The sequence below is a fragment of the Microbacterium aquilitoris genome (assembly GCF_031932285.1).
Lineage (GTDB): Bacteria > Actinomycetota > Actinomycetes > Actinomycetales > Microbacteriaceae > Microbacterium > Microbacterium aquilitoris.
In genome coordinates this window covers 402774-429232 of sequence record NZ_JAUZVT010000001.1, presented here as the reverse complement: position 1 = coordinate 429232, position 26459 = coordinate 402774, and the positions used below count along the sequence as shown (strand labels likewise).

Sequence of the window (26459 nt, the reverse complement as noted above, 5' to 3'; positions counted from 1 at the left end):
TTCAGCGGGCCGCCCGACGGCTTCGGACGAACGCCGAGACGACGGCGACGGCTGTTCCCGCGACGATGCCGATGAGCGTCTCCCCCAGTCGGTCGCTCAGCAGCACGCCGACGGTGGTCGGTGCCGCGAGCTGAACCATCAACAGCGCGAGCGGCGTGATGAAGATCATCGCGATCGCGTAGTTGCGACCCACGAACAGTTCGGCAGTCGCCTGCAGACCGACGGCGATCAGGATGACCCCGAGGGGAGGCACGCCCAGGGCGAGGATGGCTGCTGCCAACAGAACTCCGAGCCCGGTCCCGATGAGCCGCTGCAGTCCGCGGATGATGCGCGCCTTCACGTGCGGACCGCTCACCGCCGCGACCGCCCCGACCATCGCCCAATACCAGTGGGAATCCAGGAGCAGAAGCCCCGCGATCCCGCCGAGGAGCGTCGCCACCGCCACCGTGACGGCCATCTCCGTGGCCACGGCGCCGACGGCGATGCGGTTCTTCGTTCGCACCAGGCGCGGAAGCCCTCGGGCCGAGACGGCCTCGTACACGAGCGTGATGAGGATCGAGAAGACCACGGCCGTGAGACCCACAGCGAGGACGTCGATCAGCCGTGTGGCATTGGCGGGAACGGATGCCGTCGCCCCCGCGGCGAACACGATGAACAGCGCTCCCGGCGGATGCCACTGGGCCGAGTACGCGAGCGGGGTGACGACCGAGGCGACCGCCGACACGACGAGGATCGCCCACGGCGCCGCCAGCTGGGCGACCGACGTGGCCGTGCCGATGAGCATGGCGGTGACCAGGACCGCGCCCGCGGCCGCCTGCATCCTGACGCGATCGCCGATCGGATCGGTGCGCCCGTAGAGCGAGGCGAAGGCTCCGAAACTCGCGTAGATGCTGAGATCGAGCCGGCCCATCGCCCAGAGGACGAGCAGGGGGACGCCGACGCTGATCGCGGCACGGATCGCCACCGTGTGATCGCGGTCGTAGGGCGCGACACGGATGACCCCGGTCCAGATCCGGCCACGCGATGCACTCACCTCAAGAGCCTACGCGCGCGGAAACAACGAAGCCGGTCGGTGGTGAGGTTCTCACCACCGACCGGCTTCGTGTCGCACTGTCTGTGGCCGTGTTTGGATTTCCGCGAGCCCAGGCGGCTCAAGGGCTCGCGAACGGTCGTTCCCGACGCTTTCCACGATCGGCCAGAATATTTTCCAACACCCAGGTCAGAAGTCGTTTCTGATGAGACATTTCGAGGGTCCGATTCGGGCGCCTGGAGGCGGCCATTCGATCACCGTGGAGCACGAAAACAGGTCCCCGACGAACGGTGGCGACCCGCGCTCAGTACTCCATCGTGCCTCCTCCAACCAAACTGGCTCTTGGCCGAAGCGCGGGGCGGAGCGCGCATGGCAGCGGTCCGGAGTGATCGTTTCGGCGTCGGACCGGCGAAAGCTCACTCGTCGCAATCGATCAACGAGGGTTGACTGTCGCGCCGTCGAGGCGTCCATGGCGTACTTCTATGTGGGACGCAATGGGCGCGGCGGCGTCCTGAACCATGGGTGGAAGACAGATCCCTCTCACGTGAGGATCGACACCGACGGCGCCGACTTCGCACGTTGGTTGGGCTATCGTCCCGCCCGCTATCGGCGCTGGGACGGCGCCATTGCCGTCGAGGGCACCTACGCCGGCCCGGGCCGCGTGAGCGACCTGGTGTCCCCACGCCGCGATCGCCGCGGAATCTGACGGCTCCCCGGTCGTCAACGCTCCTGGCCGCGCGCGATGCCATGGACGCGGCCGTCGAGAAGTTCGCCCTGGGATCATCTGTCGCTCCCGCCCCGAGCTATCGACGCGGCGGGAATTGATGGGGCAGACTGAGGTCATGCGCCACAGATTCGGCCGAGCAGCCGTCGAGAAGTTGCTGCCTCTAGCGCCGACTGTCGCCGTTCTTGTTATCGGCTCGGTTCTTTTAGTCTCAGGGGTCGAGAAATCATCGGGAGAGCCCATGGAAGACAGCCCGGCGCCCTACAGTCGTGAACAACAATTGCGCAACCTCGGGGTACCCGAAGACGAGTGGCAGCTCGAGGAGCCGTCTTTCTCCCAGCAAGTCCCTCAGCCAGTAGGCGATGAATCAGAGTCCCCGGTTCAGGTGGTCTCGATCGTGGTCAGCGAGGAGCAAGCCGACTGACGGTTTGCATCGAAGAAGTCATATCCCCATAGAATCCAGGTTGCCTGGCGAATGCCAGACAACCTGGGGGGGAAATGAGCTCTACTTCGTCGCGCAAACTGCGCAGGCCCACGATCGTGGCTGCTGTCTTGGGCTTGGTGGTGTCGCTTCTATCGGGGACGCCTGCGAATGCGGTCACGCCCACGGGTGACGGAGGGCTCTTCGTGCCCTCCAGCGGCCGTTTGCTTGATACCTCGAGCGGGAACGGTGGCTATAGCACGCCGATGGAACCACGAGTATGGCGTGAGGTCGCGCTAGGCGGGAGGTACGGAATCCCTGCCGACGGAACGGTCGGTGCAATTGCCTTCATCGCCACGGTACTCGAGGTGCCTGGGACATCCGCTGAGCTTCTCGGGCGCCCTAGCTCCGCTTACCCCTCATCGATGCTCGGGAAGTACGGCGGCCTCGGCGCGCAGTCGACCTCTATCTCATCCATCCTTGCTGTCGAAGCGGACGGGACGTTCGACGTGCAAACGAGCACGTCGTCTCGTCTTGTCATCGACATCCAGGGCTACTACACAAGAGACCCACAAGGCGTCGCGGCCGGCGGGTTCGTGCCGCTCAATGGTGCTCGGATCGCGGATACCCGCTCCGGACTAGCCGTTCCCGCGGGCGAGCTGACTGATGATGCTTCCGTAGACATTCGCGTTGCGGGGGTGGGCGGCGTCCCCGCCGATGCTTCGGCAGTGGTGGTCAGTTTGACAACGGTGAACACAACGCAGGCGCAGGGGATCCTGACGCCGTACCCCGCGGGCCAGTCGCGGCCCAGGAATTCGCTTCATTACGCCAAGAACTTGAACACCACCGTCCAAGCCCAAGTTCGAGTTGGTACCGGTGGGAAAATCACAGTCCACAACGCGGGAGCAACCGCCCATCTAGTCGTCGACGTCCAGGGGTACTTCACGGCCACTCCGGCTGGGGGCGGTTCGATGTTCACGCCCGCTGCGGGAAGAATCTTCGACTCTCGGTATTCCCAGGCCCTTACCGCTGACGAGACGAGAAAAATTCAGATCGCAGGCAAAGCCGACATGCCAGAAATGGACATGGGTATCGTTGCTGCCGTTCTTACCCTTACGTCTACCGGCATCAGTTCAGGGAGCGGACGGGCTGTCGCGTGGGCCGGGGGAGCAACGCAGCCCCCGACGACCTCGCTCAGCTTGGGAACCGGTTTGCGGTCCAACACCATAACGCTCCCTCTGGGTCCGGATGGAACCATCAACCTCAAAAACGGAGGTCCTGAAGGCGACTACATCATCGACCTGCAGGGGTGGTACGCAGAGTTTGAATCGGATGCAGACCTAGGGTTCTCCTCGACCCAAGAGATCGAAGATCACCTCGCCGATGGATCGGTCTGTACAGAGGATGATCCGTCGGACCCCGATTCCCCGGTTATCTGTGTGAGGGAAGCTCCGGTTCCCGAAGGGGAACCAGCCGAGGTGCCTTCCGACCAGGTCATCGGGGTCGATTCTGAGGGAATTGCCAACCTGGACATCGACGACACTGAAGAACCGTCGGGTTGGCAAGACGAGAGCGAACTCTACGACGGCGAAGAATCCGCAGGCGATGGAGTCGGCGAGACTAGCTCAACCACAGCCGAGGGGGCGGGCGTCGAGGCAGCGCCTACAGCCGTCACCTCTTCAGAAGCTGCCGTGACTCCCTCGACCGCACGCTCTGGGGGCCTCAAGGAGATCAAAGCGCCCTCCTGGTGCGAGCGCACGATGTTGCAGACTCGATTCGAGACGTGTCAAATCAAAGACTTTACGATCAAAATGTATCTGAGAGTGAACGGGCGAGACGTATACCAGGGGACCGCCTACGGCAAGACGACCGCCTACTCTTACATGGCCTGGAACAGTCCCGCTTTTATCCATCAAGCGGGCTTTGTCGTCACACGGAAAACTGGCGGCTATGCATTGAAGGTTGATGGCGCGTTCCTGTGCACGGGTAAATGCACCGACAAGTCAGGCGGATTCGGGTCGCGCGCCGTCTCTGTCGGGACAACTATCTATGGTGTCGGGGGTGTAAACCCATCGGTCGATTGGGGCGCGCGAGCGACGGTGGGTACGCACTGGTCGTTCAAAGTCAGCGGTGCCAGTTCGCTGTCGTCGGTGGCTTTCCTGTCGGCATCAACTTTCAACGTCAGGTGCGATAACGCTAGGAAGGGCACGACCAAAAAGGGGTGTGTCATGCCCTCCTACGTTCCTACCCTCTTCTACTCAGCGAATGGGTACCCCGCATTTGCGAACCACGTGAGGCAGGCGCTGACGTCGCGGTTGCCGTCCACGCTCACACGTACGACAGATGACGATTTGCGGAAGAAGAACTACAAGGCCTCGTGCCCAGGAGGTCTCACGCGACCCAGCGGGTATTCCTGTGATGAGTATCCGTTCGCGTCGACGTATCAAGGTGCTGCTGCGGGCGGGGCTCTCCGCGTGTTCCCCAATTGCAAACTCCCCACTGTCAGCCGCTCTGGTGCGGGGTACAGCAGATGCATGATTCCCGTCTCCCAGAATTCGGGTGCGGGCGGCGTGCTTGGCAACTTCTACGTCCAGAACCGAATCCACGACGGTGATCGGTTCCGAGTGCAGGTCGGAGGGTGACCGATCTCGCAAAGGAGCTGGAGATACCAGCGGACTACCATCAGTTCCATCTGACACTGTCGGAAGGCGCCGACCTGTGGGATGGAACGGTGACCAACGGATTGCTCGAACCCCTCGTTGGGCCCGGACTCGCGGTCCTGACGGGAGTACGGATGGGACTCGTCAAGTGTCGAGTCCTCGCAACGAGCTCCACAACGTCATCGCTCGACGATCTAGGCGCCTGGGATGACGCGGCGGAAGCGGTGTTGGAGGCGCCTCGAGGAATGCTCCAACTCCGCGGATGGGGAGGAGACATGCCCGATCCGGCCAACTTCGCTCTCGACGGCCCCGGGTACTACAAGGTCCAGTGCGCAGCGAGAGGCCGTAACCGCCAGTGGGACGAGGCACCCGACATAGCGGTTGAGGATTACCTATTCCAGATCTCTCCCGCCGTTGGGCCGCCAGGTCACGTCCGTACCCTCAAGCGGAGTCGGTTCCCCGAGCGTTGGCAGCTGGACGATAACGCGTAGACAGCCGAACCCTCTCGACGGAAGCAACGAGACAATTTGCCCCAAAACGGCCCGCGTCGCTCAAAGCGCGGAGGGGCCGTTTTGGGGCGAATTCCACTGCGTAAAAACGGTTGTCGGTCGCTGTCCATGTCGCCACCAGGCCAGGAACCTCCTCGGCCTATCGCAGACATTCGTGCACCGCATAGCGAGCCAGTCGACCATCCCGAGTGACGGATGCCCTGAGTTCGATGCAATCGAGGAGGCTGTCGCTCGGTACGTGCTCGGCTAACGCGCTGCACGCCGAACGGGTCAATCGAGGTTGGCGGTGGACTCTTCCATGCCGCGGATGACGGCCGTAGTCTGCATGTCCTCAGGCTGCCAGAACAGGTAGTACTGGACGTCGCGGCCGCGGACCCTCACTGGAACGACGTAAGCATTCGCAGGCCGGATGAGCCTCTTGCGAAGCCTCCAATGCCCGTCGTCGTCGGGATTGTCCCTCTCCAGGAGTTCGAGGACTTCATCGAACGCATCCGCCAGATCGGGGTCGTCCCGATCCCAGGCGTCGAACTGTGCAGTCAGTTCGGGGCTCATCAAGATCTTCACAACCTCACTTTACCACGGCAATGCCCCAATGCCCCAGAACCCACTTGCCATCATTACACCATGAGGGTATTCTGTACTACAGAAGTCGCCTCCCCTAAGGCGCTTCCAGTCTCACCAACACCGACGAAACAAAGCAGGCAACAATGAGCACGCTTATCCAAGTCGACGGCAGAAAGCGCGTGAGCCTCGGCAAGCTCGCGCAGCACGGCCAGTACCTCGTGACGGAGGAGCCTGGAGGGCGCCTCGTTCTCGAGCCGGCTGTGGTCCTCACCGTCGCAGAACAGAACTTCCTCAACGACCCCAAGCTCGTCGCGGCCCTCCAGGCCACCGCGGACACGAGCACGGCGACGGACGGACGCCCGCAGCGGCGAAGCCGCACCACGAGCGCCGCGTAAGACCGAACAGAAAGGCCGGAGCCCTGAGGCTCCGGCCTTTCTGCGTGCCAAGGTGTCGCTTATCGTTCCTGTCCGAGCGAGGCGGTCCGCTGCCGCTGCGCGGCCGCGTCCGTGGCGATGCGTGTTGCCTCTGAGTCCTTCGCGGTCCGCGCTGCGACCTCAGGACTCCGCACGGCCTCGGCCTCCCGCGCCGAGGTAACGTCGGCGCCGCTGCTCGGTTCCGTCGAGGCACGATCGACGGGGCGATCGACGTCGACGCCCCACCATGCCGCCTGCTCGCGCTGGCTCTTGGTGAGTGTCCGTGTTCCCACGGTGCCGTCGAGATCCCTGTGGGCGGCGTCTCGCTTGGCTTCTACACAGTCACGGATCAGTTGATCGGCGCGAGGCCCACGACTCACGGGAAACCTGTCCATCTGTGCAAGAGAACGGAGGGCGCTCCGTGAAAAACACGAGAGGGAGTGCATTTGCACTCCCTCTCGGCCCCACACGGGGAAAATCGCTGCCTTGGACGATGTACCCGACGCCGCTGGCGCCTGTAGAACCGCTTGACCCTCGGCTTACGAACACAACCCTACGGCAACTGCACGACGGGAATCAACCGTCGTGGGAATCTAGAGGGATGACTCAGCTTTCAGAGCCGGAGAAGGCGCACTTGAAGGCTGTCTTCAATGCCCTACCCCGCGAACGCATCCGCTTCTACCTCGAAGCGAGCAGCCGCAACCCCTATGAAGCTCTGCGGCGGTACGACTGGAACTCCAAGCTCTCCTCGGCCCTGTTCGAGACGATAGGTCACTTCGAAGTTGATCTCCGAACCACCATCGATGCCGCTTTGACCGAGCGCCACATCTTCAAGAAGCGAAGTGGAGATTGGCTTGATAATGCCCATGATGAGCTCTCCGAACGGGCCGGCGAGGCCTTAGCGAAGGCGAGAGAGGACGCGATTGCCAATCGGCGGACTGGTCACGGTGATCACCAGAGCGGCCGCGGGCACGTCATCGCCGAGCTCAATTTCTCTTTCTGGCGCCGGCTACTGGACCGTCGTTACGAGCAGTCCCACGGGAGCGCGATCATGCGACGGTACCCAGACCTCCGCCGACTCGGAACCACCAATGCTGATATGAGTCCATTACGCGACCTGGTCGAGCCCATATACGCCCTACGCAACCGGATAGCGCACCACGAACCAGTGTGGCGGCTGTCTTGGCGCCAACGGAATGAGGACATGCTGAGGCTGATTCGAGCATCGAGTCCAGAGCTCGCCTCATGGGTCGAGAAGAAGTGTCGACTAGGTGAGGTGGCTGCCATGAACCCCGCAGCGCCGCCCACGGGACATCGCTCGTAATGATCGGCGGGGATACGTGCGCGGCGTGGCTACCTACATCGCATGGGCCGAGAGGCCCCACCGAGACGGCTTACCCGCGCACTGACAAGCGCCGAGGGTAGAGAAGGACGATGCCGTAAGGCGTTCTGTATTCATGTGGTGATATCCGCTCGACTCTGCCAGGCTCAGGAGAAAGCGGAGCAGGCGGTCGCCGTGGCAGATCGTGGTTTGCGGTCTGGTGCGGAACTGCAGCGGAGGTCCTCGACCTTCTGCGCTCCAGAACTGTTATGGGGGGAAATGTGATGGACATCAGTCGTGGCCGGAATCGGCTCGCGGTTGGCGCCGGGGTCGGTGCAGCAACGTTGTTGATTGCGATGCTGGCAGGGGGATCGTCGGCCAGCGCCGAGGAGGATGAGTTCGGTGTAGACGGGCTCGAGTCGTCGTCTGACCTCGAGGGTCAGCCATTTTTCGAGGCTGATCTCTACGCCGAGGATCACAGTGCTACTGACGAAGGAGCATTTGCGGTTGTTTATGCTTCGCCGAGCCAGGAGACGATCGAGGCTATGCAACTTGGGGAGTCAATCAAGCTTTCCCCGGTCGCATTCGATCGAACTGACGAGTCGGGACACATTGAGATGCGCCTAAGCGACCCAAACGCGCTTGAGCCATTCGCGGACGATGAAGGCAACGTGAACCTCGAGATGCTGGCATCGGATGGGACTAGCTCCTATTCGCACAGCTTCACCGTGGACGCGTCAGCGGTCGGGGAGGAAGCTACAGAAGGCCTTTCGAGGCTAAGTTCGGCGAGGTCCACGAGCGTTCGTCGATCCGCACCAGAACCAGTGAAGGTTCACGCGGTCGGCCCGGTGACGGGCAAGAGCTCCAAGATCGAGAAGTCTGGCTGCACATACACGTACGTGAAGAACCTCGGCCTTATGAATGTCAACGTCGGCTACGGCTACGCGGTAAAAGGTGCGGCAACCGTGAGTTTCAACTACAAGTCGGGGGCTTCCACCTCGCTCGGCATCTCGACATCGGCATCAGGCGTTGCCGGAACGTTCACGTCGGGGGGCACGCAGTCGATGTCGTCAGACGAAGCTCAAGGCTTCCCCGCGACGGATGGCGGCAACATATTCAAGACGAAGTTCCGCTACGGGATGTGGAAGAACCAGTGTTCTGGGCAGCCGTGGGGCAACATCCTCATCTACCAGGTGAAACCCAAGAACTTCGAGGGCGGTTCGATTGTGACGTCCGCTAGCATCCCTTCGGCGACTTACTGCGTGCCGCAGGTGAAGGGTGCCGATTACACCCAGAACAAGTCCACGGCATACGAGAGCTCGGTTGGCGTGGCTTCTGCGCCCCAGATCGGCATCAACATGAGCTCGCGCACGGGGTACAGCAATGCTGCAAGCCTCCACTTCGTATGGAAGAAGGCCGGAAAATTGTGCGGCACTAACGGCACACCGGGTAGCTCTCCTAAGCGGCTCGTCGCCAAGTGACCCGGAAGACACGGGCGATCGGTTCCGCCCTGATCGTGGGAGGCATCATCCTTTGCGGGGCGGCCTGCGCGCCGACTCAGGCGGAGGATTTGCTGGCGTTCGGGAGCGAGCCCGCCACGATCTGTGTGCCCGTCACATCGGGCGCACAGATCGTGGTCGCCGATCAGGTGAGACTGCTTCACTCGACGACGCCGGTAACTCTCGAATCTGCTCACCTCGTCGAGGGAGAAGGCCTTGAGATCGCTGATGCTTTCATAGTCCGGAACAAGGATGGGATGGGGGTCGGGACCATGCTTCTCGATGCACCAGATCCTCTCTGGGCTGACCGCGTACCCCTCGAAGGCGCAACCCTCACGGGGAATCATGTTTGGAGCGTTGCGCTAGTTCTCAAGCGCGAGGGCTCTGCAGCTGGCCAAGCGGACGCGATGTCCGTGACCTATCGGACTCAGAGTGGTGCTGAACTCGAGGCAGCAGGGGCGATGGAAATCCAACTGAGGGAGCGATGCGGCTAGCTCGAATTATGCTGGTCGCGCTGATAGCGACTGTCGGACTTGTTGGGTGCGCTCAGACGTCTCTATCGGCGCCTGTAGGAACCTATCGCGTAGTAGCTCTGGTCAACGCGTCTGCCGTTGATGGGGACCTCTACTCCGGTCAATTCTGCGGCGGCGTGGTCATGAGTCCGGATCAAATCGTCACGGCGTCTCATTGCGTCGCGTCCCGGAGCGCTTCGACAGTTGCAGTGGTGGACGGCATCGAGGACTTGTGCGTGGGGCGTGCTGGTGCGAGTTCGATTGCACTAGTTGAGGCAATTGAGGTACGGCCAGGTACATCAGGCGAACTCACGTCCCTTCAGCTGACGACGCCACTCCCGGGACGTGCGTCATCAGAGAGCCTCCCCATTCCAGCGACCGGGATGACCGCGCTGGGATGGGGTCGCGCGTCCCACGGCGGCATCGCGCCCTGCGACCTGAGAGCTGTCGATCTTCGAGAAGTGGCGGTCTCAACGTGCACCGATCTGCTCCCGCGCGCGCTTGAACAGGGAAGAGTCTCATGCACCGTCCCGAAGTCCGAGGTGAACACGTGCGACGGAGACAGTGGTGGACCGGTTTACACCCTGGCGGACGGGAGGTTGACTTCGGTTGCGATAGTCGTGTCTGGGTTCGGCTGCGGAGAACACGATGCCGGACTGAACATCAAGATCTGGGACACCAAGTGGCCCTCTCAGCCTTGAATCCTGCTCCGGCAACAGAGCAGATCAGTAGGGTTCGACCGTGGGTGAGGTCTCGAGAGAACCGAGAGCAAGTTTGTCCGGTCGACGCCGCCAACACGTCTGACCTGAGGACTAGCCCCTACCGTTGCTGCAGTGTCTGTAGTCGCTTGCCGAGCCTGTCCCGTAGCTGGCGCCGGTCTTCGCTGCCCAGCCCATACTGTAAATAGCGGATCGACTTGAGGTCGAACGGTACGTCGTCGGCGCTCTGCGTCAACAAGATCGTGGGGCGCGGAAGCGCGTGTGCCAAGCCCGCTTCATAGAACACATTCGTGTTGCGGCCCGTGAGATCCGCAACCACCACCTGCGCGCGCCACAGGATCGATGCCACGTCGCCCATAATGTGGTCTTGTTCCCAGATGTCGTCAACCCGGACCGTGACCATGCCAGCGTCAACCGCCGCTGCTGAGATCGTCTCGTAGACGATGTCGAACGCCGGATCGAACGGCATCATCACAGCGACAAGGGAGCGATCGCGCGCCTCAGAGGTCGGGAAACTCACGGCACCCGCGTCCTTCGCGCCAGTCACCTCCGGGGCCTGCTGAAGGGACGCGTAAAGAGCCTCGAAGAGATTCTCTTCTTTCACGGCCCAATGAGTTCGGACGAGCTCCCAGTCATTGATGCCCAACTCGGAAGCAATCCCTTGGACCACGGAAAGCGGAATGGACGTGAACCGCGGGTCTGGAACGAACTTGAAGCGGTGCTCACGATTGACCTGTTTCACGGCCAGCGTCGAGCCGATCTGAGCCACCTGCGGGTATCGATCGTCGCCAACCTCAGGCATGCAGAGCGCTGGTACCGAATGGAGCCCGGAGAGATCATTGGTGAACCGATCGCGCAGATCCACGTGAGTGTGTTCAAACATCCTGCTCGACGGAACTGTGCCGTCGATCAGACCAACCAACAGACTGAACATTTGATCCCTTCTCGACCGATTTCGCTGAGGAGCAAACATCGGTTTGTAGCGGCTCAGCACCCGAAGTCTGGGGGCAAACGCGATCCGAGACGCTAAGCCTTGCAGCGACGCAACAGCCTGCGCCTGGGCTCGCATACGTGCGGAAGAGCAACGCTGCGAACGCCTACCTGTCCCCTCGTTACAAGGCCTCAGGGTCCGGGGTGTAGCCCGCAGCTTGAAGTTCCTTGAAAAGCTTGGCCTTCACTTCATCGATCTTTGCCTTGAACGGGAGGTAGAGCAGACCTTGAATATCGCTCGGCTTCTCCACGTCCTCTTGGTAGAGGATGGCGACCCGCTTGCGGCCCAGATTGGCGAGCACCATGCCTAGCTCGAGTATGACGTTCTGGCGCGCCCGGGCTTGCGCCTTCGTTGCGTCCGACTTCACGTGACCAATGTCGTCCGCGGTGAGCAGTACGCACGCGTATCCCACGTCGCCAGACTGGCGGAGATAACGTTCGAGCTTCTCGATGACTGTGTCCCCTGCCGCTGGGAGGTTTGCCAAGATGATCGGCTTCAGCCCCATTTTGCGCAGGAGGAGCTCGAGAGAATCGGTTGCACCCGTATCGTGCCCATACACGACGAACACGTTCTTGTTTGGACCCGGCGTCGGCTGGATACCCGTGGCTTCACCCGGCTCTGGATTTGGGACGCCGCCGTCCTTCCAGGCCTGAAGCTCCTCCCGCAGAACAGTTTTCTTCCCCTGGATCAGCACAGTACCGGTGTGAAAAAAGCTAACCATCTCGCCCGATTGGGCCCGCACCTGCGTGCAGTGATCTTGCTGCCTGACCTCATACTCGACGCCTCGTTGCGTAAGCAGCGCTTCCACTTCAGCCTGGTTCACTTCATGCCCCCTCTTCTCAGGAGTCAACCTATCCCCTGAGTCCACCGGCTGCGCGGCAAGGCGGAGGTGACCTCTCGGGGGCCACCCCAGGCGAGCCGCCCGGTCACCCGGCCGGTCGGCGCCGAACGTGGTCGCGTGCGTGCAGCGTTTCATGAGCTGGCGGTGTCGGGCTCACGACATGGAACGGTCAGATCCGAGCATTCGGCCGCGCATAGGTTCGGTGAACCCTTCACAATGGAGTAGCCGATGAATACCCCCCCGACCGCCGAGACGCCAAGCCTGCTGGACAGTACCGCTCTGCCCATTCTCGAGCTGGCTGAACTTGCGCGACGCGAGTCCCACCGCCCCCGCCCGGTTTACCTCGCCCACAAGTGGTTTGCGCGTCGGTTCGGCACCGCGATGCGCGCACTTCTGGTGGGGTCACAGACGAGGACCGAGCGCGACTTCTGGGAAGCGTTCGAAAGTGGCGCCTCGCTGACCGGCCTGACGGTGCTGGACCCCTTCGTCGGCGGCGGTACCAGTTTGTACGAGGCTTCCCGTCTGGGCGCGAACGTCATTGGGTCGGACATCGACCCTGTAGCGTGCGCCGTCACCGAGTTCGAGCTCACTGCCCAAGATTGTCCGGACCCGTGGGATGTCTACGCGGATATCGCAGAACAACTGGTTCCCCAGCAGTCGCTTTACGCCACCGTCGGTCCAGAGGGAGACCCGCGCACTGGCCTACATTACTTCTGGGTCCAGAGAATCTCCTGCGGTCTCTGCAGTGCCAGTTATGACGCGCATCCAAATTTTCGGATTGCTGTCGACGGCGATGCACAGATCGCGATCTGCCGCGAATGCGGCGAAATCCATCGCCTCGGTAAAGAAGTCACCAAGCTCGCGTGTCAGTGCGGCGCGGATACGGTGATCGCGGAGGGCCATGTCAGGCGTGGTGTCGCGTCCTGTCCCCAGTGCTCGCACTCTGAAGCACTCATTCAGCATTCCCGGCGTACTGGGGCTCGCCCGAAGTTTGAGCTCTTTGCGGTCGAATCCATTCCGGCTGGCCAAACGTCCCATCGGGCGGTGCCCATCCGGGAACGACTGATTCACCGCCCGAGCGAACTTGACTTCGCAAACCTCGATCAGGCTCAGAGGGACCTGGTACGCGAAAGCGACCGACTTCCCTCACGCAGCATCCCCCGCGCCGGGCGAAGCGATGACCGGCTGACCTCCTACGGTTACAGCAATTACACGGAGCTCTTCACCGATCGTCAGCTTCTCCACGCCAACCGTCTGTTGACGGCGATCTCGAGCCTCTCCAGCGAACATCAGCGTTCCTACGCGCTCGCCTTCTCTAATCATCTGACCTCCAACTGTCTACTCACCCGCTACACCGAACGGTGGCGCCAGGTCACACCCCTGTTCTCCCTTCGCGCCTTCGCTCACTCATGCCGCCCCGTCGAGCTCAACCCGTGGTTGCGCGGAACCGGTCGCGGCACCTTTCCAAATGCTCTAAGGAAGGTGGCGAACGCCATCGCCTTCGCGAAGAATCCCCGGGAGTACACGTCTACCGGCTTCATCGATTCGCCGCTGCCGTCGAATAAGCGGACCGCACGCGTGCTCAACGACGACAGCCGTAACCTCTCGCAGATACCTGACGCGAGCGTCGACATTGTTCTCACCGACCCGCCCTACTTGGACAACATCGACTACTCGGAGCTGGCGGATTTCTTCATTCCTTGGCTTGCCGCGGCAGGCGCAATCGTCGACCCTGGCGGACCGTCGCCCGCCAGTTTGGCGGCAAAGGGGCGCGGGAGTGAACATCAACCTCAATTCAGTGAGGGCCTCCAGGACTGCTTTGCCGAGGCCGCGCGCGTGCTCAAGCCCGGTGGCCGACTTGTCTTCACCTTTCAACACGCAGCCCCCAGTGCGTGGATCGCGCTTGGCACGGCTTTGCGAGGCAGTGGTCTGCACCCGGTGTCGGTCTTTCCATTGCGCGGCGACAGCGACATGAGCCTGCACCGTCGGGACGGCTCAACGGTCTGGGATGCCGTGTTCGTGCTCTCGAAACAGAACGAATCCCCGACGCGTACGCTCGCCTCGCGTCCTAGGGACGTCGTTCACGCGGCCCAGGACATGGCTCGCGAGTGGGCGGTGAAGCTGTCCTTGAAGGGACCGGACGTCGCGAATCTCCGTCGCGCCTTACTCGTGGCTGCATTCCTGGACAACGACGAGGACGCAGGCGATGCGCCGGTGACACTTGAAAGTGCCTTGACTCCGGTTTCATAGGTCCCGCGTAGAGTGGAGCCACTCGTGGGGGACGAGCCCTACGCCGGTCACAAGGTGCGACTATGCCTCGCGTTGCGAAGACAACTATCACGCAGTTCGTCGGATCGGGATGCGAGAGACAACTGCGTCTCTCTATGCACCCCGACGACGCGTCATTCATTCATGAACGTGTCGCGTTGGGTCTCCCACATCGTCAGGTCCGACCGGCGCTGAGGGGTATCCAAGATGCCGGCGATGAATGGGGCCAGGCGAAAGTCCACGACCTGCAAACTGCGTTCGGGGCAGCGAGTCTCCTTGGTGGCTCCTTCACCGTGACGGGAAGCACGACACAGCCCGGTTTGCGGTATCGCGCCGCGCCGCTGGTGCAGTTCCTCACCCCAAGCCTGAGGGTCGGACAGTTTCTCATAGAGACAGAGTTTCAAGCGGACACATCCACGTTCCGTCGTGAACACGATCTCGACGCCATCGTGTTCGCCGAACTGCCCGGTCCGCTGCAATTCACCAGAGTCAGGCCTGATGTGATAGAGGTTGTGGCGGCGCGCGATTCGGGACTCGGATCTCGAGCAGTGAGCGTCGAAGGAGACATCCTCGCTGTCGACGCGAGCGACACTCGCCTGGGCCTGCGGATCATCGACGTCAAGCTCACCAGTGAGCCTGGACCACGCTACTTCGCGGAGCTTGCGTACTACGCGCTGACTCTGGCGGCGTTCCTAGAGGAGGAAGGACTCGCAGATCGGTTCTTTGTCAGCGCCCACCCGGCAATCTGGCCGGGCAGCGAGGCGGAGTCCGCTCTTCAAACGTCCACAGCCGCCGGCCTTGCCCTATCGGCCCGTTACGATGCGTTCCACGAGGACCTCGAAACCGTTCCAATGCGTACTTTCCTCGCGCAGGTCAGACGGGTCCTGCGCGTCGACATTCCGCGCGTTCTCGGTGAACGTCTCGAGGGCTTGCCGTGGTCTGTGACTCCGGCCTGCCAGGGATGCGAGAACCTCGGTCAGAAGTTTTCTACAACTCCGGGCACCAGCGGATCCGCATGGGATCCGCGTCACTGCTTACCCGAAGCTGAGGCGAAGCAACATCTCTCCCGGATCCCCTTTCTTACCCGCGGTGCCTTTCAGGTGCTCCGGTCTCATGGAACGACGACCGTCACAGACCTGGCGGGTATGGATACAACCGATGAGACCTTCGACTCGCACCATCGACTGCGGGGGCAGCGGCAGATCGTCAGCAGACGGGCACAAGCGCTTAACGGCGCTGATGTAGTTGCCCTCGACTCGGACGTTTACACCACCGCGGCAATCCCTTCCTGGGCACGGCTACGCATCTACCTCACAGCGGATTTTGATCCAGGCAGCGCGGTGAGTCTTGCCTTCGGATTGTCCTGGTCCTGGCTCGAACGCGGTTGGCAGCCTTCCAGCATCGGACGTACCCGTGTCCACCACACTGACGTCAAGTCGCCAGATGCCGAATGGAACGCACTCTCTGCGTTGCTCGATGATCTTTCGACGCTCATCGAGGAGTGCACGGCCCGCGACAACACTGAAACAGTCCAGGTGTACGTATGGGACACCGTCACGTTCGAGCACATGACCCGCGTCGTCGGCCGCCACCTTGAGCGAATACTCGCTAGCGGACGCCTCCAACGCTTGGTGTGGCTATTCCCACCCGATGAGATCCTCAATAGTCCCGTGCTGACCGAGGCCCCCGCCGTCAGCATCGTCCGTAATGCGGCCAAGGCCACGCTGGCGCTCGACCTCGCGCACACCTACACCCTCCTTGGAGTGGCACGCCAATTGCGCGACGGGGATTCGCCCTACCCCTTGAACGTGCCTGCCTTCTGGGAAGATCCCTTCACGGACCAGATTCCTCCGGAGCGCGCTCATCAGGTCTGGAACCCCCGTCGCGCCCCATCAGCGCCGACGCCCGCCGAGCTGTCATCGCGCCTGCTCCAGACGGTCTCAACCAAACTGCGCGCACTTAGTGAGGTGACAGGGATCCTCACCGATGCCTTTCGCGACCGGAACGCTCGTCGCGCACCTCAGCTCCGCCAGCTCTCGGCGCCGGCGTTGCAGGGGGCGACAAGCCCTCTCGGAGTGCTTCTCGTCGCCTACGCAAAGCTTGACCGCGCCGTGGCGAAGCTCGACGCAGCACAAGTACGAGCGCTACCTACCGAGGAGAAGGAAGCTAAGTTCGAGACCGCCGTGTTGACGGAAATCACGGGACAAGAGCGGGGAGTCGAGCTTGAAGGGCTGAGCCTTCCAGCTCTGCCGAACCGACGTGTCTTCCGGTTACGCCCGGGAAGCGTCGACGTGAAGGTGAAACCCGGTGATTTCTCCTGGGCCGTGGTTCCTGAGGGCCTGGCCATGGACCTCGACACTACGGTGAACAGTTTTGTGCGCCGCGTTAGCATTCCCGGTCTGAGCGCGTGGTGGGCGGGGCGTGACGATTATCGCACCACGCTCGGGGATGTCCTCGGGGCGACCATCGTGGCCATTGACAGGAACTCCGGCACGCTAGTCGTCGACCTCGACACGTGGGGCAATCGCGCTGACATACGACTTCAGCTGCTCCAGGCAGGTGCTCTACGAGGCCACGGTCTACTAACTCTCGAAAGCGTTCAGAAGGAGTTCTTCGTCAAGCGACTCGAGGAAGCGACGAAAAACATCGGCAACCCACCTGCATCAGTTCGCGATCCCCTCATCGATTCTGCCTTGGGCAGAACCCTACGACCGCGCGCCGGGGACGAGCACCCCGCGGGTGAATTGTTATGGGACGCCGCGACGCTGAATGCAACGGACGTCGGACGCGATATGCAGACCGTGCGCTCCACCGCGGCGACGGTGGTGTCCGCACTGAACGAGTCCCAATCTGCAGCGTGGGAAAGCGCACTGTCCCGACGCGTGACCCTCATTTGGGGTCCTCCTGGAACCGGCAAGACGGCGACCGTCCGTTCCATACTCCAGGGCTTCGCAGCCACGGGCCAGCCGCTTCGTGTCGCTGTCGCTGCCTTCACCTACACCGCGATCGACACCGTCCTTCAGAGCCTCATCCCCAACTTGGGAGCGGAGGTACTGGTGCGTCGCCTCAGTTCAGGCTCGCGAGAATCTCCGAGCTGGCTCGCTCCGGACATGAACGTCCAGCGCAACACCCCCGAGTACGGCGACTTCATTGAGGATCTCGACTCGGGTTCCCCTGTATTCGTGTTCGGCACGACAGAGCAGCTCCATTCTGCGATCACCACACGGGGCGAACGCGGGAACCGCGCGACCTTTGACGTCATCATCATCGACGAGGCCGGCCAACTCGATGTGGGCCATGCTCTCCTGTTGCTGTCTGGCGCCAGTCCTGGTGCGCAGTTGATCGTCGCTGGTGATCATCTTCAGCTTGCCCCCATCCACGCGGCTGAACCCCCGCTTGGATTGGAAAACAAGGTCGGTTCCATCTACAACTACCTGCTCTTGGACCAGGGAGTTCCTCAGGAGAAGCTGTTGGTGAACTACCGTTCGAACAGCACGATCGTCGAACTCGGCAAGCTCGCAGGATATCCAGACGCGTTGCACGCCCACTCTCCCAATTTGCGCATTCAGTACCGAGACGATGTCGATCTCGCCGGTGTACGCGACAGTCTCGAGGTCAGCTCGCACCTACTCGAGGCGGCAGATCCGAGCCGGGTCGCCGTTGCCCTTACGTATGTGGAGGGGGTTTCGGGCCAGTGGAACGATTTCGAATCAGCCACAGTGGCGGGTCTTGTCCGCTGGTACCGCGCAACCCTGTCCCGAGGACTCAGCACCGCCGATGCCTCCCCCATGACGGAAGAGTACTTCTGGACCCAGGCCATAGGCATAGTGAGCCTGCACCGGGCGCAACGTTCCCGCATAATCGAGCTTCTGCGTGCCGCGTTCGTGACCGACACCTCCGACGAGCGGGTTCCCGGATGGATTGATGGTGCGGTCGACACCGTGGAGCGCTTCCAGGGTCAGGAACGTGACGTCATCATTGCCACCTACGCCGTGGGAGACCCGGATACCGTCGCGGAGGAAGAGGACTTCCTGCATAACCTCAATCGATTCAATGTTCTCGCCACACGAGCCCGCGCCAAACTCATCGTGCTTGCCAGCCGGGAGATTATTCAGCACACCAGCAATGACCTGGAAACGATCCGCACCAGTGAGATGCTCAAAGACTTCGTCGACGTGTTCTGCGCGGACGAGATCGCGATCCGTCTTCCATCCCCGACGGGTGACGTCGACGTGGAATGCCGTTGGCGGACCTGACCTGAACCACCCGGCGAGGCTCCTGACCGCAGTACCCGCACCGAGGTTGTTGCCCATCTTCAAACCCGTCGACCTCGCGCGACACGACCGTGCGAGAGTTCGGACTCAGGCGCCGAGCTCCACCCGATCGAACACCCCGGCCCACGCTGCCTCATGACCAAGCCATCGCCCACTCCTCATCAGCATCCACATCGATTCGTGTGAGACCCTGCACTCGGTCCTCTCCGTGGTTCCGCACCGCGTTCGACACAGCCCCTCATCGGTGGATCGGCGGCCGCAAAGCCCCCGTCAAGCTGAGGGGAGCGACGTCGATGCCGGTTTACGAGACTAGAACAAATCTGCGAAACTGGGAGCTATGGCTCCATGGCACCCTCTGCTCGCGTCATGGGAGGATCGCCCGGGTTGGTGGGAGCTCCGGACGCCTGACGGTGAACCCTACGGGCACGTGGAGATCCGGCGGTCAGGCGCGCTGGTCTTCTACCGCTGCTGGTTTCGGGAGACTGAGCTGAGTCCCGCCAGCTCGCTACGTTCCGCAACGATGCGAGTTCACCGCAGGTACATCTCCACGCTGTCACCCGGTCCACCTCCGGCCGGGATCTATCCTGACCTGAAGGGCATCATCCAGTCACCGCGCTCGAGCGGAGACTAGTCGGCGGTGGTTTCTCCTGAGGAGCGACCGCCGGCGGCGGTGCGGAGAACGATGAGGTCGCAATGCGAGCAGCTGTAGCCGCCGACACTGTCGCGCATAACGGTGCCGCAGTGTTCGCACCGGGGTTGCTGTGCGTCGTCGAAGCCGTCATCCACCATCATGCGTGGCGACTCTAGCGCAAAGAACCGGAGGCTCGGAGTTGTCCACACGCTCTGCATCCGGGCGGCCTGTCACAGCCAGGTCGATAGCCACTGCTCACACGCGTCGGCGTCGGCTGGGGTGAATCCGCACTCTCGGTCTGTGACGCGGTGGTACCGGGTGGCGTCGCCTCCACCCTGTCGCCGGACGAGGTGAAAGGCACCTGCCCAGGTGGGTTCGATCTCATCGTCGATCCAGAGCAGCGGGTGGCCTGGTCGGTACTCGGCGAGCTGCCTCGCCTTCCAGATGATCGCGTCCTCGTCGTGGATGCCATCGTTGACGACGGCGACGGGCAGGGTTGGGAGCCCGAGCGGGCCGGCGAAGTGCTGGTTGACGTAGTGGACCCACGTGGTGGCCCAAACGACTTCGACGTCCCTGGTCAGGAGGCTGCGGATCCAGTCGATGGCGACGCCTGAGAAGGAATGCCTTTCGCGCCAGAGGCCGTGCTCGTCCCAGAGAGGTGGCATGTGGTGTTCGGTCGGGAACGCGTCCTCACTGATCGCAATCTCGGCGGTGAGGATGTTGTCGCGGTACTCCTGGCCGGGCCTCGCGTTTGGGATACGGATCACGCCGTCGAAGTCGAAGGCGATGATAGGGCGGTTCGATTCGTTCATGCGTCTGTCTTCCTGTTCGAGTCGGTCTTGCGTGCGTTATCGGCTTGCTTGATCACGGCCTCGATCAGTCCCACGATCTCCTTGACGGAGCCGAGGTCAGCCAGGTCGTAGCCTCGCTCCTGGAGCACACCTTGGATCCCGCCGATGAGTTGCGTAACCCACGCGTCCACCATCGGGAACCGTTGGTTGAGGAAGTCGACTTCAGCCCTAGGGGGAAGCCGTCCTCCGATCGGCACGGTCCGTGGCGCGTCGCGGGGAGGCCGCGCGCGCGTCCTCCGTCGGTGACGTCGCAGAGCCTCCTGGCCCGGGGCGGTGCGACTGAGGGCGAGCCACGCATCCATTTCCGCCATCGTGGTGAGGGTGTGTTCGTCGGAGCGCGTGATCGTCCTCAGCGCCGTGATCGCGCGGTCTGCGGGCCGGCGCGAGCGGATGTAGTCCTCCTCGATCTTCTGTAGTCGGAGGTTGGTGACGATTAGCAGCGGGCGTCCCTTGGCCCGCGTGTGGAGCGGTGACTCCACGAACTCGCTAGGCGACGGGTCGCCGGACTTGTCTGGATGTCGCGCCGAAGGCATCCGCGGCAGGCCCGGGGCGTGACCGAAGTACTCGTACCCAGAGTCATGCCACCGTGACCACCAGACAACCTCGATACCGCGGGCAAGAAGGCTGAGCACCCACGATCGCCCCTCATGCGACAGCCACCCCCAGCGGTCCCCCCGACCGGGCTCATCACCCTCACTGCACTCCGTCTCCCCGGCGTCATCGGGCGTCTCGGCCTCGCGGGGGTACGTCATCGCCGCGAAGCGCGGTGGCGGGTCCTTGTCGACGGCGAGCAGACCCTCCAGCTCGATCGCGACGACCGGTCGGTACCGGTCATCGACTGGCTCGCTCTCCGTGCCCGCACCCACCGCTACTTCTCCGTCTCTGCTTCGTGAGCGCGGAGCTCACGCAGCGACGGCACCTCGACGGACAGATCACGCAAGTCCACGATCGCCACATTGCCTTCCTGCCCGTTGCAGCCCAGGCTGATCAGTCGACGGCCATCCGGGGTGGTGCCCCCGCCTGGGGCGTGCATGTGCCCGTGAAATGCGAGCTTCGGGTTGACGGCATCCCACACCTGACGGACACGCACGCGCGACGCGGCCGACTCGACGATTGACTCGCGAGGGAAACCGAGAGGGTTCGTTCGAAGGATGTGACGGACTGCTCGGACCGGGGTGTCAGACGGGGATTCGTGGGTGACCATGATGTCCGCAGGCCCCCCGCTGATAGCCGCGGCCACATCCTCATCCCGGATGGTCTCGTCTGACGACCACTCCTTCGGGAGCCGCCAGTACCGGTCGACCGAGGTGGCACCGGACAGGGCCAGAACGGTTCGACCGCCCACACCAATCCTGAAGGGCCTGGGCAATAGCCAGGTGCTTCGACTCTCACGAACGGCCACACCGGGGTGCGCATTCAGCACGTTCGACAGGGCGGGGTAGTCGTGGTTACCCGGAACCACGAGGACCCGCTCGATCCCGAACGCGGCGCAGATCTCGTCACTCTTGCTGAGGTTCATCGACCAGTCGCCGGCATGGATCACGGTGGACACGTCTGGTGCGATTCGCGAGAGGCCCCTGAGCACCAGCCGGGCCCAGCCAGATTGACCGTGCCAGTCTCCGCAGACTGCAACGCGGCGATCAGGGAGGTTGATGACGGCCGCGGTCTCCAAGACCTTCATGTGTCCTCCTCGATACTGGGCGGAACCCGTGTCGACTGATCATGACCGACCACATTAATCAGGTCAAGTATCCGCTCACCTGAGGGATATCGACGCTTGCGGCCTGCGCCGATCAGGAGCGTTCGCGCGCGGCCGAGATCACAAGTTGCTCGGGATACACCCACCCCGGCATGCTCTCCACGAATGCCCGCTCAAAGGAGTTCAGTTGATCCCGGTGCTGATTAGTCATCCAGCGGAAGTGGCGGGGCTCCGCCCCGTCATCTCCAGGTCGCGGCATCCTGCCAAGGGTTCTGGCCAGGAACCAGACCTCGTTACCCAGCCGCGCCCATCGTCTGAGGGTCGGAGAGCCTCGGCCACACGTCTGATCCATCACCTCGATCAGCGACGCGCACGCCGCCTTCTCGTCCGTCGTGAGCTCCGCTGGCGCACGTAAGAGGAGAGCCTCGAAGGGGGCAGCGAAAGCGAACGGGTCCGACTCCGGCCGTTCCGAATAGAACTGACGAGACTCGCCGGGTCCTGGCCGACGTGATGCGGACTGCGTTCTCGCGTTGGCGGGGACGACGACGGATAGACGGTCTTGCTGAAGGTGTTGGCCCATACGGACTCCATGCGCGGTCGCTCCGGAGAGTGTGACTATGAAGGTGCCCGGGCGAGCCGACTCAGAGATCAGCCGCCATGAGAAGACCGGACACGCTTATGCCGAAGACGTCGGCGAGGCGAGTGAGGGTGGCCATGCCAGGGTTCGACGGACCCGTACTGTCCTTCGCTCCCGATGACCTCCCGGCCTCGATGATCTGCAGCTGGTTCTTCGTGATGCCGGACAAGGTCGCCAGCTGCTGCTGAGAGAAGCCAGCCCTCAGGCGGAGAGCTCGCACGGCCGCTCCCAGACGACGAGCGCGATCATCGTCCCAAGTCACCGCAGGGACACAGTCTCTGATCTAGTCCCGGAAAGCCGGGGTTGCCTGACCTTTTTCATCAGGTCTAACATGCGGAGGCATGTCGATGTCGGCGGGAGCACCGAGTGTGTGGTAAAGCCTGCCGTCATGGCGTCCGCCTCGCAGGTCGCCCGGGCCACTGGCGCTGGTCCTGCTGCCCGCGCAGCGCCCGCTGCTCGAGCTCCTCACGCTTCTCGAGTTCCTCGCGGATGCGCTCGGGCTCCTTCACCCACCAGTCGAGATACTCATTGAGCCGCTTGAGCACGTGGGGGAAATGTCCACCCCAGAACAAGATGTCCGCGATCGTCGCGATCTGCTCGCCGCGGAGGACGCGCCCCATTCTTCCGGCGCTGAGGCTCCGAACATCCGCGAATGGGGCGAGGAACTCTCCCCTGTGGTGGCCCCGCATGCGAAGGTTCTCGTTTACGGCGTGCGCGAATAGATGCTGCGCGACAGCAGCGCGGAATCGCCAATCCGACTCCTCCACCCCGTCGGCAACAGCGGGCACCGTGTGCACCGAACCGAAGGCCTTCGGCTGCGCGAACATCTCGCGCGGCACGAATCCCACTTCGGATTCTCGCGTCGCCATTAAGTGCCCTCCGATCGAGAACACTCTGCGGCCAAATCCTGACGCCATTCAAATACAGATGACGTTATTCCGACGGCGATGCGAATACCGATCAAACTGCTCGCAGCACTTTTCGTCGGGCCGCCTAGGGGGGAGGTGTCCGACGAATATCAGAACAACAACGAGTCCACCCCGTCCGCCCCTATCTACCGCAATCGCCTCTCCCGCTGGGGCGACACCTCGGAGGCCGCCCGGCACTCCGAGACGCTCGCGGAGCACATCGGCAAGTACGCGAGCAAGAACCTGCCCAAGCGCCTCGCTCGCACCGTCTCGCGGTGCAGCTACGAAGCCCTCCCGCCGGAAGCGCTGAACGTCGTGAAGGGTCAGAAGCTCGGAGACGACTCCGCTGACCTGCACGACTTCATCCGCGACTCCGTCGCCCTCGCCGCACCCCACACCGCCTATGCCGCGACCCTCCTGATGGAGACGGTGACCCGCTACGTGAAGTGGTGCGTCCGCGACAACGGCTGGCCGCTGAACCCGCACGTCATCTGGTCCGTCCGCGCTATCGACATCTACTCGACTACCGCGAACCGTGACCGGAGCGAAGGCACGCGCCGCAACTACCGCTCCCGCCTCATGCGAGTCAGCGAAGTGCTGCTGCCCGAGGAACACCCGGAGAAGCCGACGCCGCTGAACAAGCGCAAGGCCGGCGCCCCCTACACCAAGTCCGAGATGGCCCAATTCCGGGAGTGGGCCACCAGCCAGCTCACCGACAAGAAGCGCGACCGCGCGATGGTCATGCTCGTTCTGTGCGCCGGAGCGGGAATCCGCCCCAGCGAGATTCCGCTCATCTATCCGTCCGACATCACGGTCGACGACGGCGGCATCCTCATCAACGTTCGCACCGACGAGCCCCGCGTGGTGCCGCTGATGGCGGAGTGGGAGGAGTGGATGGTCGCGCTGCTCGAGCGCAGCCCCGCCGACGAAACCCTCTGGGGTGCCATCACCCGCAGCACCACGAACAACCTCACCTCCACCTTCACCGAACGCAGCAACGGGAAGCCTCCGCGCGCGGACCGGCTCCGCCACACCTGGGTGGTCCGTCACCTCGAGGCGGCCGTCCCCCTCAAGGACCTCTACCGCGCTGCGGGCGCCAGGAAGTGGCAGGACCTCTGGCTGATGCTCGAGTACATCGAGCCCAACACGGATGCCGATTACCGGCGCGCACTTCGTGGCGAGGTCGAGGCGTGACCGCCGTGGTCGCCGCGGCGGAGACCGCGATGGAGCGCTTCGACCGTCACATGCTCGAGGCCACGGGGTACGTGCTCGAGGACTACAGCCTCATCCGAGACTCCCCCCTCACGTCACTCGAACGCATGCAGCTCTACGGCACCCTCGTGGATGAGTCCGGTGCCGTCCAGGCACTCGAGGAGTGGGACCAGGAGGACCGGAAGTCCAACGCGGGTCGCAAGCCCCTCTTCACCTTCCGGGCAGTGCTCGTCCTGTACATGATGCACATCGACGACAAGAACAACCGCTACGACCACATCGCCCGCACCCTCTACGCCCAGATGACCCCCGAGACCAGGGCATACCTCGAGCTGCCCAAGAAGTGGGGCAGCAGGCGGGACTGGTACTGCAGGTACTGGCGCGCGATGAACCGCATGCTGGAGCTCTGCGAGCCCTGGAAGGTCGACAAGAAGCACCACCTGACCGCGAAGCAGTACAAGCGTGCGCTGAAGTCGTACTCGCAGTCCAAGCGCGACCGGATGGACGAGCTGATGAACATGCTGGTCCATGCCACCGTCCGCCGGCTTCCCGCAGACATCCGCGCGATGTACAGCGGCAACATCGCCATCGACGGGACCCTCATCGAGGTGGCCGGTCGGCCGAACCCGGGAAAGAACTACGACCACGAGGACCGCCGGAACCTCGACGCGATGAGCGGCCGTTATCGCCGAGGTGGCAAGCACGACGGCAAGGGGAAGGTCACCGACAAGGCCGGGTGGGAGATGCAGACCGTGGTTACGGTCCCCAACAGCCCCAAGCAGCCGAACAGCTTCCCCATCCTGACCACCGGGCTCGCGTTCCACCACCCCGGCCGCATCAAGCACGGACCCCGCATCGCGATGGAGGCCCATGCCCGCGAGTTCACCGAACGCGGGTACATGATGGCCGACCGCGCCTACAACGGCTCGAAGACACCGGGATTTCAGCTGCCCACCCGTCAGATGGGGTTCCGCGGTGTCTACAACTACAAGAAGAAGGAGTCAGACGTGCAGGGCGCGATTGACGATGTCATCTTCATCGGCGGTCGCCCCTACGTGAAGTGGATGCCGCCCGCGCAGAAGACCGCACGCAAGGACTTTCTCGACGGCAAGATCAGCCGAGACACCTACGAGAGCCTCATCGAGAAGCGCAAGGCCTACGAGCTGAAGGACAAGGGAAAGCCAGCGGCGGACGGAAGCCAGCGCTTCACCTACCCGGACCTGTCCGGAGCCATGTGCATCGACCCCGCCACCAAGAACCCCGTCAAGCCGAAGCTCAAGAAGACGACCTTCACGCTCCACCCGAACACCGAAGAGGCGATGCGCGTCATCAAGCACCTGAGCGGCTTCGCCTTCAAGTCCGAACAGTGGAAGGAATGGCACGGACTCCGCAGCCACGTCGAATCGAACAACCAGTACGTTAAGGCCGACGCGGAAACCGACCTCGGTAACCCCGAGAAGCGACGAGCGCGCGGATACGCGTACCACGCACTCACCTCAGCCATGGCGTTCGCCGTCTCCAACATGCGACGCATCGTCAGCTTCATCGAGGCGCAGGCCGTCGCGGCGCTCGGCGAGAAGGAGCTGAGGCAGCGAATGAGAAACCGGGCCGAGTAGCGCCGTCCACCGGGGCGCTGAACCCCGACACTAACTGAACAGAAGCGAGCAGCCCCGAAAGGGGCTACTCGTGTTGGGTAAGTGCCCTTCGGATCACGAGGATCAGCATTCAAAGCGGCCGATTAGCCCAGAAACGACGAAGCCGGTCGGGATTTTCAT

General features: G+C 62.9%; 21 protein-coding genes. 11 read left to right on the top strand and 10 right to left on the bottom strand.

Annotated features, from left to right (window positions below; genetic code table 11):
- Position 1 precedes the first annotated feature (1 nt).
- Entirely contained in the window at positions 2-1033 is a 1032-nt protein-coding gene (locus Q9S78_RS02140) for an FUSC family protein (RefSeq protein ID WP_311868624.1), read from the bottom strand.
- 839 nt (positions 1034-1872) lie between these two features.
- On the opposite strand from Q9S78_RS02140, the gene Q9S78_RS02135 reads away from it, so the two are divergent.
- Both Q9S78_RS02135 and Q9S78_RS02130 read left to right on the top strand, forming a co-directional pair.
- Positions 1873-2178, top strand: coding sequence for a hypothetical protein (locus tag Q9S78_RS02135; protein ID WP_311868622.1), 306 nt, complete (start codon positions 1873-1875; stop codon positions 2176-2178).
- 422 nt (positions 2179-2600) lie between these two features.
- Positions 2601-4817: a NucA/NucB deoxyribonuclease domain-containing protein gene (locus Q9S78_RS02130; protein WP_311868620.1), complete on the top strand. Its 2217-nt coding sequence runs from the start codon at positions 2601-2603 to the stop codon at positions 4815-4817.
- Between the two features lie 797 nt (positions 4818-5614).
- Here Q9S78_RS02130 and Q9S78_RS02125 read toward each other — a convergent pair.
- Positions 5615-5896, bottom strand: coding sequence for a hypothetical protein (locus tag Q9S78_RS02125; RefSeq protein ID WP_311868618.1), 282 nt, complete (start codon positions 5894-5896; stop codon positions 5615-5617).
- A 155-nt stretch (positions 5897-6051) separates the two neighbouring features.
- Between Q9S78_RS02125 and Q9S78_RS02120 the strand changes: the two genes are divergently transcribed.
- From Q9S78_RS02120 to Q9S78_RS14295, 5 genes are all read left to right on the top strand, one after another.
- Positions 6052-6303 carry a hypothetical protein gene (locus tag Q9S78_RS02120; RefSeq protein ID WP_311868615.1) on the top strand — a complete coding sequence of 84 codons (252 nt, stop codon included), beginning with the start codon at positions 6052-6054 and terminating at the stop codon, positions 6301-6303.
- Between the two features lie 619 nt (positions 6304-6922).
- Entirely contained in the window at positions 6923-7645 is a 723-nt protein-coding gene (locus tag Q9S78_RS02115) for an Abi family protein (RefSeq protein ID WP_311868613.1), read from the top strand.
- A gap of 278 nt (positions 7646-7923) precedes the next feature.
- On the top strand, positions 7924-9123 hold the full coding sequence (locus Q9S78_RS02110) for a hypothetical protein (protein ID WP_311868611.1): 1200 nt from the start codon (positions 7924-7926) through the stop codon (positions 9121-9123).
- Positions 9120-9635, top strand: coding sequence for a hypothetical protein (locus Q9S78_RS02105; protein WP_311868609.1), 516 nt, complete (start codon positions 9120-9122; stop codon positions 9633-9635). Before Q9S78_RS02110 ends, Q9S78_RS02105 begins: the two co-directional genes overlap by 4 nt.
- Positions 9626-10354: a trypsin-like serine protease gene (locus tag Q9S78_RS14295; RefSeq protein ID WP_376716526.1), complete on the top strand. Its 729-nt coding sequence runs from the start codon at positions 9626-9628 to the stop codon at positions 10352-10354. The genes Q9S78_RS02105 and Q9S78_RS14295 overlap by 10 nt, the downstream gene beginning before the upstream one ends.
- A 118-nt stretch (positions 10355-10472) precedes the next feature.
- Here Q9S78_RS14295 and Q9S78_RS02100 read toward each other — a convergent pair whose 3' ends face one another.
- Both Q9S78_RS02100 and Q9S78_RS02095 read right to left on the bottom strand, forming a co-directional pair.
- Positions 10473-11306 carry a hypothetical protein gene (locus Q9S78_RS02100; RefSeq protein ID WP_311868608.1) on the bottom strand — a complete coding sequence of 278 codons (834 nt, stop codon included), beginning with the start codon at positions 11304-11306 and terminating at the stop codon, positions 10473-10475.
- A 178-nt stretch (positions 11307-11484) separates the two neighbouring features.
- Complete coding sequence (locus Q9S78_RS02095) at positions 11485-12186, bottom strand: TIR domain-containing protein (protein ID WP_311868606.1); 702 nt, start codon at positions 12184-12186, stop codon at positions 11485-11487.
- 246 nt (positions 12187-12432) lie between these two features.
- Here Q9S78_RS02095 and Q9S78_RS02090 point away from each other — a divergent pair, with 246 nt between their 5' ends.
- Positions 12433-14454, top strand: a complete 2022-nt coding sequence (locus tag Q9S78_RS02090) for a hypothetical protein (protein WP_311868604.1) — start codon at positions 12433-12435, stop codon at positions 14452-14454.
- Between the two features lie 134 nt (positions 14455-14588).
- Positions 14589-18728: a bifunctional RecB family nuclease/DEAD/DEAH box helicase gene (locus Q9S78_RS02085; RefSeq protein WP_311868602.1), complete on the top strand. Its 4140-nt coding sequence runs from the start codon at positions 14589-14591 to the stop codon at positions 18726-18728.
- 645 nt (positions 18729-19373) lie between these two features.
- Here Q9S78_RS02085 and Q9S78_RS02080 read toward each other — a convergent pair.
- The 6 genes from Q9S78_RS02080 to Q9S78_RS02060 form a co-directional block, all read right to left on the bottom strand.
- On the bottom strand, positions 19374-19538 hold the full coding sequence (locus Q9S78_RS02080; protein ID WP_311868600.1) for a hypothetical protein: 165 nt from the start codon (positions 19536-19538) through the stop codon (positions 19374-19376).
- Positions 19539-19607: 69 nt separating this feature from the next.
- Entirely contained in the window at positions 19608-20189 is a 582-nt protein-coding gene (locus Q9S78_RS02075; RefSeq protein WP_311868598.1) for a hypothetical protein, read from the bottom strand.
- A complete protein-coding gene (locus tag Q9S78_RS02070; protein WP_311868596.1) occupies positions 20186-21094 on the bottom strand; it encodes a hypothetical protein in 909 nt (302 codons plus the stop codon). The genes Q9S78_RS02075 and Q9S78_RS02070 overlap by 4 nt, the downstream gene beginning before the upstream one ends.
- Before the next feature lie 2 nt (positions 21095-21096).
- The gene (locus Q9S78_RS02065) at positions 21097-21909 is read right to left on the bottom strand and encodes a metallophosphoesterase family protein (protein ID WP_311868593.1); all 813 of its coding nucleotides are present in this window, start codon (positions 21907-21909) and stop codon (positions 21097-21099) included.
- Between the two features lie 659 nt (positions 21910-22568).
- Complete coding sequence (locus tag Q9S78_RS14290; protein WP_376716525.1) at positions 22569-22826, bottom strand: helix-turn-helix domain-containing protein; 258 nt, start codon at positions 22824-22826, stop codon at positions 22569-22571.
- Between the two features lie 124 nt (positions 22827-22950).
- Positions 22951-23457, bottom strand: coding sequence for a hypothetical protein (locus Q9S78_RS02060; protein WP_311868590.1), 507 nt, complete (start codon positions 23455-23457; stop codon positions 22951-22953).
- A gap of 111 nt (positions 23458-23568) precedes the next feature.
- On the opposite strand from Q9S78_RS02060, the gene Q9S78_RS02055 reads away from it, so the two are divergent.
- Together Q9S78_RS02055 and Q9S78_RS02050 are read left to right on the top strand one after the other, a co-directional pair.
- Positions 23569-24666 (top strand): tyrosine-type recombinase/integrase, encoded by a 1098-nt coding sequence (locus Q9S78_RS02055; RefSeq protein WP_311868587.1) that lies wholly within the window; start codon positions 23569-23571, stop codon positions 24664-24666.
- On the top strand, positions 24663-26300 hold the full coding sequence (locus Q9S78_RS02050; protein ID WP_311868585.1) for a hypothetical protein: 1638 nt from the start codon (positions 24663-24665) through the stop codon (positions 26298-26300). The genes Q9S78_RS02055 and Q9S78_RS02050 overlap by 4 nt, the downstream gene beginning before the upstream one ends.
- The last annotated feature ends 159 nt before the right edge of the window (positions 26301-26459 follow it).

Coding starts and splice junctions, on each gene's coding strand:
- Q9S78_RS02090 (WP_311868604.1), top strand. CDS start 12,433: ATGAATACCCCCCCGACCGCCGAGACGCCAAGCCTGCTGGACAGTACC.
- Q9S78_RS02115 (WP_311868613.1), top strand. CDS start 6,923: ATGACTCAGCTTTCAGAGCCGGAGAAGGCGCACTTGAAGGCTGTCTTC.
- Q9S78_RS02130 (WP_311868620.1), top strand. CDS start 2,601: ATGCTCGGGAAGTACGGCGGCCTCGGCGCGCAGTCGACCTCTATCTCA.
- Q9S78_RS02120 (WP_311868615.1), top strand. CDS start 6,052: ATGAGCACGCTTATCCAAGTCGACGGCAGAAAGCGCGTGAGCCTCGGC.
- Q9S78_RS02080 (WP_311868600.1), bottom strand. CDS start 19,538: ATGATGGTGGATGACGGCTTCGACGACGCACAGCAACCCCGGTGCGAA.
- Q9S78_RS02135 (WP_311868622.1), top strand. CDS start 1,873: ATGCGCCACAGATTCGGCCGAGCAGCCGTCGAGAAGTTGCTGCCTCTA.
- Q9S78_RS02085 (WP_311868602.1), top strand. CDS start 14,589: ATGCACCCCGACGACGCGTCATTCATTCATGAACGTGTCGCGTTGGGT.
- Q9S78_RS02075 (WP_311868598.1), bottom strand. CDS start 20,189: ATGAACGAATCGAACCGCCCTATCATCGCCTTCGACTTCGACGGCGTG.
- Q9S78_RS02065 (WP_311868593.1), bottom strand. CDS start 21,909: ATGAAGGTCTTGGAGACCGCGGCCGTCATCAACCTCCCTGATCGCCGC.
- Q9S78_RS02125 (WP_311868618.1), bottom strand. CDS start 5,896: ATGAGCCCCGAACTGACTGCACAGTTCGACGCCTGGGATCGGGACGAC.
- Q9S78_RS02100 (WP_311868608.1), bottom strand. CDS start 11,306: ATGTTCAGTCTGTTGGTTGGTCTGATCGACGGCACAGTTCCGTCGAGC.
- Q9S78_RS14295 (WP_376716526.1), top strand. CDS start 9,626: ATGCGGCTAGCTCGAATTATGCTGGTCGCGCTGATAGCGACTGTCGGA.